Raw genomic sequence first — 15,673 nt, 5'->3', positions numbered from 1 at the left:
CGAGTTCCCGCCTTTGGCCGATGGGCTTATCTGCGCACACTGGAGCCATGGGCGAAATGATCGTCGGTGGGATAGCGCAGTGTGAGGACCTGCTCGGTGCAGCCGTCGTGGAGGCTGTCGAAGGAACCGGCGCGTACGCCGGCAGTATCTTTCTCCGCTCCCGCGACCGTCGGTCGATCGTGCTCGCCGCGACATGCGGTGTGCCACCTTCTCTGCTCGGTGGCTGGCACCTCATTCCGGTGAGCAGCCCCATCCCGGTCGCCGCGGCCTACAGCTCCGGGCGCACCATCCACCTGGCCGACGCCGACGAGACGATGCGCCGGTTTCCTCAGCTCGCCGTAGCTCTGCCGTACGCCTTCGGCTCCTGCTCCGTGCCGGTGGGCGCAGGGAAGGAGAACTTCGGGGCGCTGGCGATCGTCTGGGCGGCGTCACCCGGCGGCGAAGGGCTGTCCAAGGCCCAGCGCCGACACGTGCGGACCACCGCCAGACGGCTCGGTGCCGCTCTTGCCGACCTCCGCGCTCGTACCGGCGACCCCGTCGAGTGCGACCCGCAGTCGATCCCCGTCGAGACCCCAGCTCCCTCGGCACCGGCCGTGAGGGCCGGCCTGTTCGACTGGGACCTCGTCACCGGCACCTTCGCTGTGGACGACGAGCTCTGCGCGATCTTCGGTCTCGACCCCCGCGCTTTCGACGGACGAGCCGAAACGCTGGCTTCCTGCTTGCACCCCGGCGACCGCGCCGCCCTTCGAGCGGCCGCCCGCGCGGCAGCTACCGAGGGACGGATCAAAGTGCGCCTGCGCATACGTGATCGCGGGAACGGCGGCAAGGGCTACCGCACGGTCGAGTTGTGGGGCCGCGCCCGAGAAGCCGACGACACTCGGGCACGCAGCCACCTGGTCGGCACGGTGGTCGACGCTACGGCCGGCAGCGCGGCCGTCGCGGCGGTCGAACGACTGCGGGACGGGGTTTTCTCCCTCGCGCCCGACGGGCGGGTCACTTACGCCAACCACAGCGCCCTCCAGCTGCTGGGCGTGCGCGGCGACGAGTTGCTGGGGCAGTTTCTCTCGGACCTGCTGCCGTGGCTGTCTGATCCCGACGTCGAGCACCGGCACCGGTCCGCGATGATCTCGCAGGCGCCTGTCTCCTTCCAGGCCTGCCGACCACCCGACCGGTGGCTCACCTTCTTCCTCCATCCGGAAGCGGACGGCGTAACCGGCCGAGTAGTGCCCTCCGGCCATTCACCTCCGGCCTCGACGTCATCCGCCTCCTCGGCCGGGACCGCAACCGCTGCCACACCGCCGCGTCTGGGCGTCATGTACCACGTCCTGCAGCTGGGCAGCGCGCTGACTGAGGCGGTCACCGCACGCGAAGTCTGCGAAGTCATCTCCGAGCAGCTCCTACCAGCCTTCGGGGGCCAGCAGCTGGCGATCTACGTGGTGCGCGACGGAACGATGCATCTGCTCCACCACACCGGCCACCACGAAGACTTCCTCGACTGGCTGGAGGGCGTATCGCTGCGTGCTCGCCTGCCCGGTACAGAGACCCTGACCTCCGGCGCTCCGCTCTTCATCGAGTCGCAACAGGACCTCGCCCAGGGCTATCCGGGCATCCCCACGGGCCAAGTGAGCTCTTGGGCGTATCTGCCACTGATCGCCTCCAACCGCCCTGTCGGCACCTGCGTCCTCGGCTTCGACGAGATCCACCGGTTCACCGAGAAGGATCGCGGCGTGCTCACCGCACTCGCCGGGCTGATGGCCCAGGCCCTGGAACGAGCGCGGCTCTACGACTCGGAATTCGCCCTCGCGCGCGGCCTGCAGCAGGCACTCCTGCCGCACCGGTTGCCGGTGGTCCCGGGTATTCGCACTGTCGCGCGCTATCTGCCCGGCACCAGCGGAATGGACATCGGTGGCGACTGGTACGACGTAATCCCCACCGGTAGTGGGATCTCCCTTGTCATCGGAGACGTTGAGGGGCACAGTATCGCCGCCGCGGCCACCATGGCCCAACTACGCAGCGCCGTACGGGCCTTCGCCGCAGTAGGTCATACGCCTGGCGGTGTGATGGCGGGCGCCAACCGGACCCTCGTCGACCTCGACCCCGGGCTGCTGGCCAGCTGCTGCTACATCCACGTCGAACCACACGGCCACCACGCCTACGCCGTCACCGCCGGCCACCCCCCGCCCCTGCTCCGCCGTCCCGACGCTACGACCACCGCCCTTGAGCTGGACGCCGGTCCACTCCTCGGTGTGGATCACACAAGTGCCTATCCGGCAAGCCGGATCGACCTTGCGCCAGGGTCCGTCCTCGCCCTCTACACCGACGGACTGGTCGAGGAACGCGGCGCCGACATCAGCGTGGGGATCGACGGCTTGCGAGCATCCCTCGCGCACGCCCCTGGAGGCTCGCTGGACGAACTCGCGAACCGCCTTCTGCATAACGCCCGGGGCTCCTCTTACCGAGCCGACGATATCGCTCTGCTGCTCGCCGAGTTCGGTTCCGATCAAGTTGGCCGGGATGACACCTGATCACCCTGTCATTGTCCCGGTCGCGACGAGAGGGTGAACTCCGCAAACGATCCGCGATGGAGAGCAGGCGGGGCCGATGCCGGTTCCAGTATTGAGGGAGCTGGGCGTCGGTCTCACGTAGGTCCGGATTGCCCTCCAGCGGCAGGATGTGCGGCGCGGCGTCCCGCCCGGCCCGGGCGGTGAGGGCGGACAGGCTGCACAGCGCAAGGGCAGGCGGGCCGCGACAGCGCGCCACCGCCGACCGGCGGAGGCCGCCGACCAGCGGACCAGCACGGCGCAGCTGGGACGGCCGCCGCGCCCACGGCGTACCGGCCGTGGACAAGTGTCCTTCGTCGCTCCCCTCGGATTTCTCCGTCTTCGGACCGGGTCGGCGGTCGTCCTGCTCGTACGTGGTTCCGCGCGCGGGCCGGGGCCACCAACGGGCCGATGCCATGGGCACCCGACCTGCGACCGGGCGCCACAGGGGCGCCCCATGGACAGCCGGCTCCAGGGGCGGGGCAGTCCTCCATGGTGGCCGAAAGCCACTGCGTAGCACCGCCGTAGGCACCGGAGCCGTACAGGCACCGCCGACGACTACGGCACGCTTGTGGCCTTCCTGACGTCCAACGATGCGCGCGCTGGATCACCACGACACCATCCCCGTCTCCGGCGGCATACGCTGACGCCACGCGGTGTCTTCGCCGCTGACGCGAAACCGGCCGGAGCCGTTGCTCAGGGTCAGCGAGGGGTGGCGACGCAGAACTCGTTGCCTTCCGGGTCGGCCATGACCGTCCAGGGGACGTCGCCCTGACCGACTTCGGCGAGCGTCGCGCCGAGATCCCTCAGGCGCGCGACCAACTCCGCTTGATGAGAGGTCGAGGTGGTGGCCAGGTCAAGGTGCCCGCGGTTCTTGACCGTTTTGGGTTCCGGGCGGGTGACGATGTCGATGCAGACGGCCACGGGGTCGGGGTAGGCGAAGCCCACGGGTTCGAGGTTGGTCACGCCGGGTCCCTCGCTGTCGACACCCCAACCGAGTGCCTCCGCCCAGAACCGGCCGAGCACGGAGTCGTCCTCGGCCCTCATATTGATCTGCACTTTGTTGCCATAGTTGGAGAGCTCGGGGGATGCACTGAACAGGCTCGACGCCGGCGAGGACCCGACCTGGATGGAGATGAGCAACGGTCCGTCCATCTTCATCGGGTGCGGGGTGCGGGAACCCTTCGCGGCAGGAGTGTTGCGCCACCGCCGCCCCTGGGCTGTATGACACTGCGTGGCGGGGAGAACGACTGCCGGTCCCCTCCGGCCTTGAAACCGCCCTACGGCAGGCGCTGCAGCGCGATCTTCGGGCCCGCGTCAACAGCCTGCCCGTCGGCGGCGGTCACCTTGGACTCGTAGCGGACCCGGGGAATCGCTGCCTCGTGGGGCGGCAGATGCTTCCGGAGCGTGGGGCGTGTTGTTCCGCCCTGGAGCTGGTGCGGGAACGTCACTTGTCGAACCGGTCGGATGGGTCAGGCCGCCGGTATGGGTGGCAGAGGAGGTCCTTGAGATTGCCGTCGTCGAGACACACGCGCACGAGTCCGGCTCCGCCGGGGACATCTGCCGGAACGGTGAAGCTGAAGTTCTTGGACGTACCGCACGCCGTGTCGGAAAAGTCCGAGCCGGCTGAGCCCAGCTTCACGGTGTCAGCGGCGTTGTAGGTGTACGCCCAGGTGCGGCGGCAGTACGCCGGACCGGCCGAGCTCACCGACTTGTGGGTCCCCGTCACCACGACCGACCGGTTGTACCAGGTGATCGTGCCCTTCGTCCACGTGTTCCCGACCGTGACGTCGAAAGCGGTGGGCGGGTAGGTGGCGGTCTGCGCGCCGGCGGCGGGAGCGCCCATTAAGGTGCCCGCAGTCAACACGACGGAGCCGAGGGCGACGGCGAGATGAGTCTTCATGCGATCTCCAGGATGGGATGAGCTGGTTGCGGCTTCACATCCTGACCGGGTCGGCCCCCGCGGCCTACCCCCTTAAGTCACGGCTTAAAGGGGGCCGGGACGGCAGGTGCGGCGCCTCGCGCACCTCAGCACGAGTATCCGGCGGCGCCCGAGCAGGGCGACGCTGCGCCCCCCGGTCTGACGCCGCGGCCCGTCGGACCTCACGGTTGCATCAGGGCACCGGTTTGCAGCAGGGCCAGCCCGAGGGAGGGTGATGAGGTGCAGCACGGGCCCGCCCCGGCGGCTGGTGGTGATGAGGCCCGTGTTCCGCAGCACTGTCGCGTGCTGACTGACATCTGCAGCCGTGACGTTGAGGCGGCGGGCCGGTTCGCTCGTCGTGCAGCCTTCTGTGGTCACATGCAGGGCGGCAGCTCGCGTGCGGCCGAGCAGAGACTCCAGGTTCCTCAGGCCGGAGCCGTCCGCTCCTGTCCGCCCGGTGCGGTCAGCGGCCTGCGGAGAGCCACCGCGGTCAGTCGGGGTGGACCCGATGCCCCCGAGGCCGTAGTGGCTCGCGGCCTACGCCGCGACGCGGGTCGCCGAGCGGGGCCGGCGCCGGGCCACCGCTACTCCGGCCAGGCACAGCACGCCACCCAGCAGCGTCAGCCAGGCGGGTACCTCGCCGAGGAACGCCCAGCTCAGCAGCACCACGACGGCCGGTACGGCGTACGTGGTCGAGCCCAGCTTCCCGGCCGGCATCCGGGCCAGGGCGTAGCTCCACGTGATGAAGGCGAGGGCGGTCGGCACCACGCCCAGGTAGGCCAGGTTCAGCGTGGCGGACAGGGGCGCCTCGGAGACTTCCGTCGCGAGCTGCCCGGCGAAGGGCAAGCAGGCCACAACGCCGGTCAGGCAGCTGTACGCGGTGATCTGCAGGGGCGTTCCGAAGGAGAGCGCCGGCTTCTGCGCGACGACACCGGTCGCGTACGCCACGGCGGCCAGCAGGCACAGCACGACCCCGAGCAACGATGTGGAGCCGCCTCCGGACATGGACAGGCCGACGACCACCGCGCCGACGAAGGACACGCCCATGCCCGCCAGCAACTGCGGTGGCAGCGCCTCTCCGAGCAGACGGGCCGCGAGCAACGCCATCAGTATGGGCCCGGTGTTCACGAGCAGAGACGCCGTACCCGCGTCGACCAGCCGTTCACCCCAGTTCAGCGCGACCGTGTAGCCGCAGAACCACACCAGTCCGGAGACCAGGATGCCGCGCCGGGCTCCTCGCGGTGGCAGACCTTCCCGGCGTATCAGGAGCAGGACGCCGAGCACCAGGGAGGCTGTCAGCAGCCTGCCGAGCGCCAGTGCCCCGGGCGAGTACGCAGCACCGGCGCTGCGGATGGAGACGAAGGCCGAGGCCCAGGCGAACACCGTGAAGGAAACGGCGGCGACCGTGAGGGCGGGGGGCGAAAGCAGAGTCAGGGGGGACTTCATCACCGCACCCTACCGAGCAAACATTTCGGCGTCTACCGAAATGTTCAGCTCAGGTCCAAGCAGCTGGAACGATCCCGAGCAAGGCGTCGAAGGCCGATTCCCCGGTCTCGGTCACCTCTAGCCCGCGCCCACCGCCCTCCGGCCGTACCACCCACCCCTCCCCCAGCGCCCGCGCGCACAGGCGCGCCCCGGCCAGGCCGCCCAGGTGGCGGCGGCGCTCCGTCCAGTCCAGGCAGGAGCTCGCCAGCGGCCTGCGCCCGTGGTGGGCGAGGTCGACGCCGACCCGCCCGCACCACTCCCGCCCCGCCTCGGTCAGCTGGAAGGCACCCTCGGTGCACAGCAGGCCGCGCCGCTCCATTGCATCGGTGACCGCCATGCCGAACCGCCCCGCGAAGTGGTCGTAGCAGGTGCGGGCGCGGGCCAGCGGGTCGGGCGCGGAGACCACTGGCACCGCGTGCGCGGCGTCCCGGCCCGGAATCGCGTGCGATGCCAGTTCGTCCACCAGGCGGGCCGTCGCCGCGTCGGCGACCCGGACGTAGCTGTGGCGGCCCTGCCGCTCGGTCACACAGATGCCCGCGTCGAGCAGCCGGGCCAGGTGGCCGCTGACGGTGGACGGCGCGACCGAGGTGATCCGCGCCAGCTCACCCGCGGTCCAGGCGCGCCCTTCGAGCAGAGTCATGCAGATGGCGGCCCGGGTCTCGTCGGCCAGCGCCGCGGCGAGGGCGGCCAGGCGCGCCGCAGGGTCGGGTGCGTCGGTGTCGGTGTCGGCGTGGGCAGCGGTCGGCCGTGCGGCCCGTATGTCGTTCATGCCTCCAGCGTGCCGCAAAGCTTCGCTGAGTGGCGAATGGTTGGGGGCCCTCAGCTCGGCTCGTGGGGTTCGGCGCAGGGTGTGAAGTCGCAGGACGCACCAGGCATGGGGCAGGGTGCACCAGGCGCGGGCAGGTCGGGCGGCTGCTGTGCCGGTCAGGGGCGTCAGGTCACCCGGCCCCGGCGCCCGCCCTTCTCGGCCCGGTTGCCGTTCCGAGTCCAGCTGCCCGCCCCTCGCCGCGGAGCCGCCGGGCGACCGCCGCGCACTTGGCCTCGACCCACGCGGTGATCTCCGCTTCGCAGCTCCGGACGGATCCTGACGGTTTGCGACGTTCGGTACGGCGACCTCGCCAGCCGTGACGACCGCATCGAGAAGATCTTCCTCGGCCGCGCAGGGGAAAGGCCGCCTGTTCATGCCAGGGCTCGCCGTCGCAAACCAACAGCTGAACCGCCGAAACGTGGGCGGTGACCGGAAAACGGCCGGTGAGGGCGGCCTCGGCCTCGTCGAATACGCTCGGCTCCTGACCGTGGGCCACCGTCAGGTGCGGGATGATCTCGGCGAACCGGCCCCCATAGGGCGGGACCTCCGGCCATTGCTCGCAGACGGCTTGAGTAAGGGCCCGCATCGGACCCTCCGGTGTCGGCACCAGGAAGAGCACGTCGGGGAACCGCCCGCAGACCTCGAAGCGAAGGTCGAAGGGGCGGTGGGCACCAAGGAAAGCGGTCCCAGTCCGCCCGCATACGCAACGCCTGCTCCGCATCGACCGGCACTCGCCGCGAAAGGCCCAGCTCGCTCGTCAGGCTCCGCATCTTGCTCACGCCACACCCTCCCCGCGGGCCAACCGCGTTTCACCCGGCCCGAAGCGCAAGTCTCCACGTCCGCCGCACCGGCAAACAGGTCCGTCTTCATGGGCTGCCACCCGCCCGGCCGGCGGCGGACCCACTGCTCCTGTGGCGCGCGAACCGGCAGCCCGGCCGGCTCCGCCTCTTTGCTGTGCTCCACGGTCATCGCCTCTCAAGCAGACGGCCGAAAGAGGCTGGTTCGTGGCTCTGGCGCTGTCGGAGAGCGGCCGGTGAGCGGCTTAGTGGTCGGCTCCGGAAGTCTTTCGGGGGTTGACGTAGCAGTAGTGCTGCGTGAGGGCTGCCCCTGGGGCGAAGGAGGGGCGCTGAGGGGCGTGTAGACAGATAATCTCCGCACAGATAGTCTTCTCGAAGAGAATCTTCTTGACCAGGAGGCCACTGATGTGGACGTACGAGCACAGCACCGAGACCGACGCCGCACCCGAGGCGATCTGGCGTCTGTGGGCTGACGTCGAGAATTGGGGAGTCTGGAACACCGACATCGCGAGCATCCAGATCAGCGGCCCGTTCGCGGCGGGCGCTGAGATCGTGATGACGCCAGCCGGCCAGGACCCGGTGCACCTCCTCGTCGCCGAGGCGACCGTCAACAAACTGTTTGTGGACGAGGCCCGGTTCGACGGGCTGCTCCTTCGCACCATTCACCGGCTCGACCAGGGCGAGCGAGGCCGCACTCGACTGACGTACCGGATGGAGATCACCGGCACCGGCGCCGACCAGCTCGGCCCGCGGATCGGTCCGGCCGTCACCGCGGACTGGCCCGAGACCATGGCCGCCCTGGTCAAGCTGGCACAGGACTGATGGCCCTCAGCCCCGGCGACAGCCCCGGATTCCTGCTCTGGCACGCCACGCTGCGCTGGCAGCGCGATATCAACGCGGCCCTCGGCCCAATGGACCTCACCCACGTCCAGTTCGTTCTGCTTGCCTGCACCTGGTGGCTGAACACGCACGGCGAACACCCCAACCAGCAGGCCCTGGCCCGCCAGGCCGGCACCGACGTCAAGATGACCTCGCAGGTCCTGCGCGCCTTGGAGGCCAAGGGTTTGATCGAGCGCGAGCTCGACCCCGCCGACACCCGCGCCAAACGGCTGCGTGTCACCAGTGCCGGAGCCGAGCTGGCTCCGCGCGCGATCGCCGCCGTCGAGAACGTCGACGCACGTTTCTTCCAGCCGGTGGCGCACGACGACGCCGTAACCATGCTCAGCCGCCTGGCCAACCCCGAATCCTGAAGCCCCCAACGCGGACACCGTCGGGCCCAAATCCGTCGCCCGACGGTGTCCGCGTGACACCACCCGGTCCGCCCCAACGCCGAGGAACGGCGACTCCTTCCTGACCGTCCGCTCCGCCCATCGGCCTGCCCCCCTTCGAGCTGCCAGCCCACGACAACCTCCGGGCCATCCGCCGATCCCTCACCGTCCTGTCACCGGATGACCTTCGCTTCCTCCGGGGAGAAGCCGACCGCCTCGAAGCAGATCTCGGCCTGGTGAAGTTCGGCCTTCCCCCAGCCCTCGTCCAAGGCGACCCACAACACCGCAACGCTCTGTTCGATCGCGACTCCGTGGTTCTCTGCGACTGGGACACCGCAGCGCTGGGACAGCCGGAATGGGACCTCATCACGATCGAAGTCCACAGCCGGCGGTTCCGAAACGGCAAGGACTACCCGGCATTCGCCGACACCTACGGCACCCACATCACCGAATGGCCGGGATACGAAACCCTGCGAGACATACGCGAACTACGCATGATCACTACTAACGCCCGCAAAGTCCATCACGCGCCAGGAAGCCTCTCCGAAATCAAGAAGCGAGTGAACGACCTGCGCCAGCGCGACATCACGCTCCCATGGAACATCCTGTAGTCCGACTCGAGCATCACCACCAGCCTGAGTACGTGCCAGCTTGCTGAATCCGCTTGCTGGTGAGCGGGCCGCGGTCGCCCAAGGTGTGCAGTCGGCGCTGGTCGTGCCAGGTGGTGAAGAGCCCCACAGCCGCCGATGCCCCCGGCACGTCCCCCACATATCCGGCCCGACCGTCTCCCCGACCCACTCCCCTTGAACCACAACAACGAGCGCGGCCCCACCGCTCACGAGATGGGGCCAGAATCCAACACATTCATGATTCCTGCGCCGCTTCCCTGCCTCCTACGGCTTCGGCGCGCGTTGCTGGAGGGCGGTACGGCCGGCCACGGACGTGACGATCGCGAAGAAGAACAGCGGAATCGCAAGCGCGGCGAACACGGCGCTGCGCCACAGCACCAGCGCCAAGGCCGAGTGGACGATGAGCAGCGCGATGGGGAACGTCATCCCGAGGACCGGCCGGCAGCCGCGCGACACCAGCAGGAGGGGACGGCGCAGGTGGGGCGGAACCCGCCGGGTCTGCCACAGCAGCCAGCCTCCCCAGCTGCCGACCAGCACGGCCGCGCACACCAGGTAGGTGACGAGGGCGTCAGTGCCGGCGGCGCCCGCACGCAGGTGGGCAGAGCCCAACGACACCGCGACGGTTCCGACGAGGGCCACCCAGCGGGAGCCCATGACCGTCCCCCAGGCCATGTTCTCCAGGTTGTAGCGGGCCTGCCGGTCGTCCAGGTCGAGGGCGGCAGACTGGACGAAGCCCTCAGCGGCCCGGGTCCACGAGCCGGGACGGAGCCAGCGGCGGCGCAGATGGAGCAGCGAGAGGTTGTTGTGGGCCTGGCTGCTGTCCGGGTCGAGGCGCAGCGCCGTCTCGTAGGCCTGCTGGGCGACTCGGTGGTTGCCGGCGTGGTGGGCGGTCAGGCCGACGAGGAAGTGCGCGTCGCTCTCCTCAGGGGCGAGGGCGGCGGCCGTGCGGGCCGACTCGTATGCGGCCCGCTTGCGCTTCCCGCGGACGGCGCGGTGGAGGACGATGCCGAGGGTGTAGTGGCTCGCCCAGTACTGCGGGGCGAGTTCGACGGCACGCTGGGCGGATTTCTCGGCCTGCTCGTACTCCTTCAGGGCGAGCAGGACGTGGGTGCGCATCAGCCAGGCGCTCACCGACTCGGGGGCGACGCGCAGGGCGTGTTCGACGGCGGTGAGCGCCTGCTGTTCGTCGCCGAGGCCGTGCCGGCAGCGGGCGAGCAGCACGAGTGCGTTGGCGTCGTCGGGGTCGCCGGCGAGGTGCTGGGCGGCGAGTGCGGCGGCCTGCTCGTAGCGCCCCAGGTCGAAGAGGGCGTCGGCCCGTTGCAGGACCCGGCTCATCAGACCTTGTCCCGGTCGTGGGTGATGCTGAGCAGGTTCGGTACGAGTGCCAGCCAGAACAGGACCTGCGGGACGGTGCGCTCGCTCCACGGAAGAGCGACGAGCAGAAGCGCGCACAGGGTGGCCCAGGTGGCCTGACCGAGCACGACCCTGGGCCAGAACGAGCGGCGCACGAGCGCGAACACGGTGAGCTGTGCCCCGGTCCGCAGCCGCCGGTAGCGGCGCCAGGCCCCGAAGCCCCACACCGCGGCCATCAGGGTCAGCGCCCACAGCCGGGTGCCGAGATGGGCGGGCAGCTCCTTCGCCCCACCCCCGGTGGGGAAGACGTCGACGGTGACGGCGGCCATGACCAGGCAGAGCAGGGCGAGCCACCGGGTGCCGCGAAGCATCCGGTAGACGGCCCTGTCGAGGTCGGAGCGGAGCGACTCGGAGTCGGGGGCGGCGGCGAGTGCGCCGGCGTAGAGGTCGGCGGCCCGGGCGGCGGACGTGCCGGGCTTGCGGACCTCGCGCTCCGTGACCTCGGTGACGGCGAGCTGGTCGGTCGGGTCGATGCGCAGGAGCTGCCGCACGGACTCCTGCACCAGGTCGGAGCGGCTGTTGAACGCGGCGACCTTGTACATGGTGTGCCATGTGTCGACGACGTCGGGGCCGAGCCGTACGGCCTCCTGGGCCTCCTGGAGTGCCTCCTCCTTCGTCCCCACGAAGATCAGCATCTCGGCACGCTGGGCACGCGGGCCCCAGCTTTGCGGTGCGAGGCGGATGGCCTCGCGCTGCGACTGCTCGGCCTCGGGCAGCCGGCTCATCCTACGCAGGGCGAATCCGCGCATGAAGTGGCCGTCGGCGAGCTCGGGTTCGAGCTTCAGCGCCTGGTCGGCGGCGTCGAGCCCCTCCTCGTTGCGGCCGAGAGCGGTGAGGCAGCGGGCGCGCGCGGTCCACGCCTCGTGGTCGTCGGGTGCCTCGGCGAGACGCCGGTCAAGGAGGGCGAGGGCCTCCTCGCGCCGCTTCATGCCATAGAGCTCGAGGGCCTGTTCGACCCGTGGGTGCAGGGATGTTCCACTCACAGCTTGCGCTTCTTCTTCAGGTAGGCGACCAGGTCGTCGTACATACCGCCGTCGTTGGCGAACATGGCGACGTTACGGGCGGAGGCGAACCAGGATTCGCTGGACGGCTTGATCTGCTTGGCCGCGTTCAGGAGGTCCTTGGTGCCGATCATGCGGACGGTGCCGGAACGGGCGGAGTCCAGGAGCGCATACTCGGCCGCGCTCTCGCAGACATGGGCGAGATCGGCGCCCGAGAAGTCCTCGGTGACCTTGACGATCTTTCCGAGATCGACGGACTCGATGGGGCGCTCGCGCAGGTGGTAGCGGAGGATCGCCTCCCGGGCCGGGGCGTCGGGCGGCAGCACGAGCAGGGTGCGGTCCAGGCGGCCGGGGCGGCGCAGGGCGAGGTCCACGTCCCAGGGGACGTTGGTTGCGGCGAGCACGAAGACGCCTTCGTTCTGTGCGGCGTTGATGCCGTCGAGCTCGGTGAGAAGCTGGTTGACGACATTGCGCAGACCGCTATGGTGCATGCGCGAGCGCTTGGCGCCGAGCGCGTCCAGCTCGTCGAGGAAGACCACGCAGGGCGCCTGGCGGCGGGCGGCCTCGAAGATGTCGTGAACGTTCTTCTCCGAGGTGCCGATGTACATGTCGAGGATGTCGGAGAGCGAGACCGACATGAAACCGGCACCGAGTTCGCCGGCGACGGCCCGCGCGATGAACGTCTTGCCGCAGCCGGGCGGGCCGTAGAGGAGCAGGCCGCCGCGGAGCGACTTGCCGTACAGCTTGCGGAGTTCGGGATTGCGCATCGGGGCGAGGAAGGCGGCTTCGAGCCGGTCCTTGACCTGCTGCATCCCGCCGACGTCGGCGAGGCGTACGTCGCCGGGGGCGTCGATGTCCCAGGCGGACGCGTCGGCCGGGTCGCCGCTGCCGTCCGCGGTCAGGGGGGCCTCGGTGGCATTGTCTGCGTCGGCGGGGTCGGCGTGGTCAGTGGGATCGGTGGGGTCGGCAGCGAAGCGGGGGCCGACGACGTCGGCGACTTCCTGCTCGGCGGCGGTCCAGTCGAAGGCAGGGGGTTGGGTGCCGTCCGTGGCGGGTGAGGGGGCGGCGGACACGGCGGCCCGGGGCGGGGTAGTGGTGGGCGGGGGCGGCGTTGCGGTGGCCGCGGGCGGGGGCGTGCCGGCCGTGGGCAGTTGCATGGCGCGGACCATCAGGTCCCGTACGGCTTCGTCGCCCGGCGCGTGCTGCAGCGCGACAGCGGCTTGCGTGACGGCCTCGTCGTGCCTCCCCTCCGCCAGGAGCAGTTCGGTGAAGTGCAGCCGCAGGGGCACGTCTTCGGGAGCGGCGGCGACAGCCGCCCGCACGCTACGGATGAGTGGTGACTCGTCGGACATGGGGTCAGCCTAGAAAGCGGCCCGCGGCTCTCGGTCACCGGGTGCGGTCGAGGTCGACAGACGCGAGGAGCGCGTTGGTCCAGCGGCGTCGGCCAATCCGGTCCCCGGTGATCTCGTGCAGCTCGATGGTGCCGAACCCGTCCAGCTTCTGCTCGTACGCCACCCCGGCCGCCGGGCCACATTCTGCGGTCCGGCCGAACTGGTTGGAGCGGAGAGCGGAACGCACAGACGCAGCTCGTCCGCGGGACGCGGCGTGGTGCCGTCGCTGGTGGCCAGGTGTTGGGCCGCCTGGGAATCGAGGTAGCTGGGCAGCGTCTCCGCGAGATCGCCTGGACGACCTGCCAGGCACCATCGAACACATCGGTGAGGCAGCTGCCTTCGACGCCGACCCGTAGCCAGGCTGCCGCCGGCCGGAGAGCCCGTCAGGACGAGCAGGATCCCGGGCCAGATCACCGTGACCCAGCCGCCCGCCCTCACCGACGAGTACTGCCGGAGGCCACCGCAGCGTAGGCACGGGCGAGTTCGACCAGTGCCGTGGAGGGACGCGGGTTACGACGGGCTCTCGGACCGGGTGGTGCGTAAGCCCGTTCCGGTGCCGTGGATCTGCCCGCCGCAGGGCGGCCGCCCGCCCAAGCAGGGCGGTGAGTTCGTCTTAGGCCGGCCCGAGACCTGGGGTGATCCAGACGCGGTCACCCTCACGGACACCGACAAGTATGGGACAGCAACGGCGCAGGCGTGGGACCGGCTGCATCCCCGGCTCACCCGCCGGGCGGCATGGGGCGATCACGAAGGGCCGCTGCCGATCATCGAGGGCACCGTGATCCGCCTGTCGGTCGAGAAGCTGCCCAGCGGCGGGGTGAACAAGCCCGTCTGGCTGGGGTGGTCGGGACCGGCGCCGATCCCCAGGAGGTCGATCGCTGTTGGCAGGCATTCCTTCGCCGGTTCGACGTGGAGCACGGCCGGGGCCGGGCCGCGAAGTTGCCAGGGTCGAGGGGAGCCGGAACTACCTCTGGCCTGGCGTCACGGCCGAGTCCGTGAGCATTTGGCGAGAGTTCGTGCGGGACCCGTACCGCAACCCCTGGAGTGAGTACGAGGACGGCGGCTGCGGTGTGTGGAAATGCTGCGGCAGCCCTTCGAAGCACGGGAGTTCCTGGATGCGGTCACATAACGAAGCAGCTCCGACCACACCAGCGGGAGGCCGTGGATGCGGTACTCCGCGCCTTCGAACTCCCCCCACGATCGACCGTTCCCCAGCGGGGACTACGCACTCAGGACCATCGCCTTCTCGGCCCTCCCCGGCCACCGCCCCGTACTGGTCTGCCTTCATGGCTCAGTACGGCCGGGCCCGCTTCGCGAAGGCCGGCGACAGCTCGTTCCGCGAGGCGCTCGGGAAGGCGACGGTGTTCGGGTCCCCGTCCGAGACGTACCGGTTCTTCCCAGCGGCGAGCTTGTCCAGCCAGCGCGACGAACCGAACTCGGCGTCCTCGTCCTCGGGCCCCGCCGAGCGGATCCGAGGGATCGCGCCGGGCGTGAACGCCTTCGCGAACGGCGAGACCGAGGGGTTGGCCCCCACGAGGTACACGCCGTCGTAGCGGTAGCCCGTTCCCCTTATGGCGACCCCGGCTGGCTGAGGCATGGCACCGAAGGGCAGGGCGAGCGACGTGACCTGCGTCCCCGGCGCCGCCTTCTCGATCGCCTGCTGTCCGGCGGCAATCGCCCGCGTGGCGCCCGCCTGGTCCAGGGAGCGCAGGTTCTCGTGGCGTTCGGTGTGGTTGGCGACCTCGTGCCCGTGCTCCTTCAGCCAGGTCAGGGCCTTGGCGGAACCTGTCGCCGAGAAGGCCTCAGCATTGACGAAGAAGGTCGCCACCGGCGTGAACCCCGGGTATTTCTTCGCCATCTCCGTCAAGATGGCGACGACCGTGTCCGGCGCCGGGGTGCCGTCCGGGTTGAGGCGCACCTGGCTGTTGGTCGAGTCGTCGAAGGTGAGGACAACCGGGTGGGTGCCGGCCGGGATGTCGATGCGGCCCGTCTGGAAGTCCCGGGCGGTCACCGGCACGTAGTTCTCCCGCGCGAGGCGCTCCAGTTCGGCCCTGAAATCAGCCGGGGTGCGGTCGTAGACGCTGGCCGGTCTCTCGGTGAGCTGGTGGTACATCAGCACTGGCACCTGGCCAAGTTCGTTGGCGCCGACCTCTGCCGGCGCTTTCGCTGCGACGGTGCTGACCGCCGCGGGTGAAACGGCCGCACGGCGTTCCCGGGCGGCCGGTGACGGCCCCGGGGAACAGCCGGAGGCGAGCACGGCGGCGCCGGCCAGGATGCCGAGCGGGACGAGCGGATGGCGCATGAGAAGCCCCTCCAAGGCGAACGTGTCGCGCCATCCCTACCTCCAGCAGGAGCCCGCATACCGAACCACCCCCTACATGGCGTAGCCGCCACGCCGGGAACCGAACGCGGCGTTCGTG

At 70.1% G+C, this 15,673-nt stretch carries 13 protein-coding genes and 2 pseudogenes; 5 read left to right on the top strand and 10 right to left on the bottom strand.

Going from position 1 to position 15,673, the window contains the following annotated elements:
- Positions 1-47 precede the first annotated feature (47 nt).
- Positions 48-2,525, top strand: coding sequence for a SpoIIE family protein phosphatase (locus AC0666_RS27010; protein WP_478708448.1), 2,478 nt, complete (start codon positions 48-50; stop codon positions 2,523-2,525).
- A gap of 720 nt (positions 2,526-3,245) precedes the next feature.
- On the opposite strand, the pseudogene AC0666_RS27005 reads toward AC0666_RS27010, so the two are convergent.
- From AC0666_RS27005 to AC0666_RS26985, 5 genes and pseudogenes are all read right to left on the bottom strand, one after another.
- Positions 3,246-3,587 (bottom strand): annotated as a pseudogene (locus AC0666_RS27005) (VOC family protein); the annotation flags it as partial.
- 400 nt (positions 3,588-3,987) lie between these two features.
- Positions 3,988-4,443, bottom strand: a complete 456-nt coding sequence (locus AC0666_RS27000; protein WP_478708447.1) for a hypothetical protein — start codon at positions 4,441-4,443, stop codon at positions 3,988-3,990.
- Positions 4,444-4,998: 555 nt separating this feature from the next.
- A complete protein-coding gene (locus AC0666_RS26995) occupies positions 4,999-5,907 on the bottom strand; it encodes a DMT family transporter (RefSeq protein WP_478708446.1) in 909 nt (302 codons plus the stop codon).
- 49 nt (positions 5,908-5,956) lie between these two features.
- Positions 5,957-6,715, bottom strand: coding sequence for an ArsR/SmtB family transcription factor (locus AC0666_RS26990; protein WP_468964240.1), 759 nt, complete (start codon positions 6,713-6,715; stop codon positions 5,957-5,959).
- A 169-nt stretch (positions 6,716-6,884) separates the two neighbouring features.
- Positions 6,885-7,475, bottom strand: a complete 591-nt coding sequence (locus tag AC0666_RS26985; protein ID WP_468964238.1) for a 2'-5' RNA ligase family protein — start codon at positions 7,473-7,475, stop codon at positions 6,885-6,887.
- Between the two features lie 463 nt (positions 7,476-7,938).
- On the opposite strand from AC0666_RS26985, the gene AC0666_RS26980 reads away from it, so the two are divergent.
- The 3 genes from AC0666_RS26980 to AC0666_RS26970 all read left to right on the top strand — a co-directional run bounded on the left by AC0666_RS26980 (position 7,939) and on the right by AC0666_RS26970 (position 9,430).
- The gene (locus AC0666_RS26980; RefSeq protein WP_478708445.1) at positions 7,939-8,373 is read left to right on the top strand and encodes an SRPBCC family protein; all 435 of its coding nucleotides are present in this window, start codon (positions 7,939-7,941) and stop codon (positions 8,371-8,373) included.
- Positions 8,373-8,801, top strand: a complete 429-nt coding sequence (locus AC0666_RS26975; protein ID WP_468964236.1) for a MarR family winged helix-turn-helix transcriptional regulator — start codon at positions 8,373-8,375, stop codon at positions 8,799-8,801. Before AC0666_RS26980 ends, AC0666_RS26975 begins: the two co-directional genes overlap by 1 nt.
- 119 nt (positions 8,802-8,920) lie before the next feature.
- Positions 8,921-9,430, top strand: coding sequence for a phosphotransferase family protein (locus tag AC0666_RS26970; protein WP_478708473.1), 510 nt, complete (start codon positions 8,921-8,923; stop codon positions 9,428-9,430).
- 282 nt (positions 9,431-9,712) lie between these two features.
- On the opposite strand, the gene AC0666_RS26965 is transcribed toward AC0666_RS26970, so the two are convergent.
- Genes AC0666_RS26965 through AC0666_RS26950 form a run of 4 tightly spaced genes read right to left on the bottom strand, consistent with a single transcriptional unit; the run spans position 9,713 to position 13,440 of the window.
- Positions 9,713-10,783: a tetratricopeptide repeat protein gene (locus AC0666_RS26965; protein WP_478708444.1), complete on the bottom strand. Its 1,071-nt coding sequence runs from the start codon at positions 10,781-10,783 to the stop codon at positions 9,713-9,715.
- Positions 10,783-11,844 carry a tetratricopeptide repeat protein gene (locus AC0666_RS26960; RefSeq protein ID WP_478708443.1) on the bottom strand — a complete coding sequence of 354 codons (1,062 nt, stop codon included), beginning with the start codon at positions 11,842-11,844 and terminating at the stop codon, positions 10,783-10,785. The genes AC0666_RS26965 and AC0666_RS26960 overlap by 1 nt, the downstream gene beginning before the upstream one ends.
- A complete protein-coding gene (locus AC0666_RS26955) occupies positions 11,841-13,214 on the bottom strand; it encodes an ATP-binding protein (protein WP_478708442.1) in 1,374 nt (457 codons plus the stop codon). The genes AC0666_RS26960 and AC0666_RS26955 overlap by 4 nt, the downstream gene beginning before the upstream one ends.
- A 34-nt stretch (positions 13,215-13,248) precedes the next feature.
- The gene (locus tag AC0666_RS26950) at positions 13,249-13,440 is read right to left on the bottom strand and encodes a hypothetical protein (protein WP_468964229.1); all 192 of its coding nucleotides are present in this window, start codon (positions 13,438-13,440) and stop codon (positions 13,249-13,251) included.
- A gap of 336 nt (positions 13,441-13,776) precedes the next feature.
- Between AC0666_RS26950 and AC0666_RS26945 the strand changes: the two are divergent.
- Positions 13,777-14,171: pseudogene (locus AC0666_RS26945) on the top strand (NF041680 family putative transposase); the annotation flags it as partial.
- Between the two features lie 373 nt (positions 14,172-14,544).
- Here AC0666_RS26945 and AC0666_RS26940 read toward each other — a convergent pair.
- Complete coding sequence (locus AC0666_RS26940; RefSeq protein WP_478708441.1) at positions 14,545-15,555, bottom strand: polysaccharide deacetylase family protein; 1,011 nt, start codon at positions 15,553-15,555, stop codon at positions 14,545-14,547.
- Positions 15,556-15,673 lie beyond the last annotated feature (118 nt).

The organism is Streptomyces sp. NPDC043680 (assembly GCF_056436685.1).
This window is presented reverse-complemented; position numbering and strand designations above follow the sequence as displayed.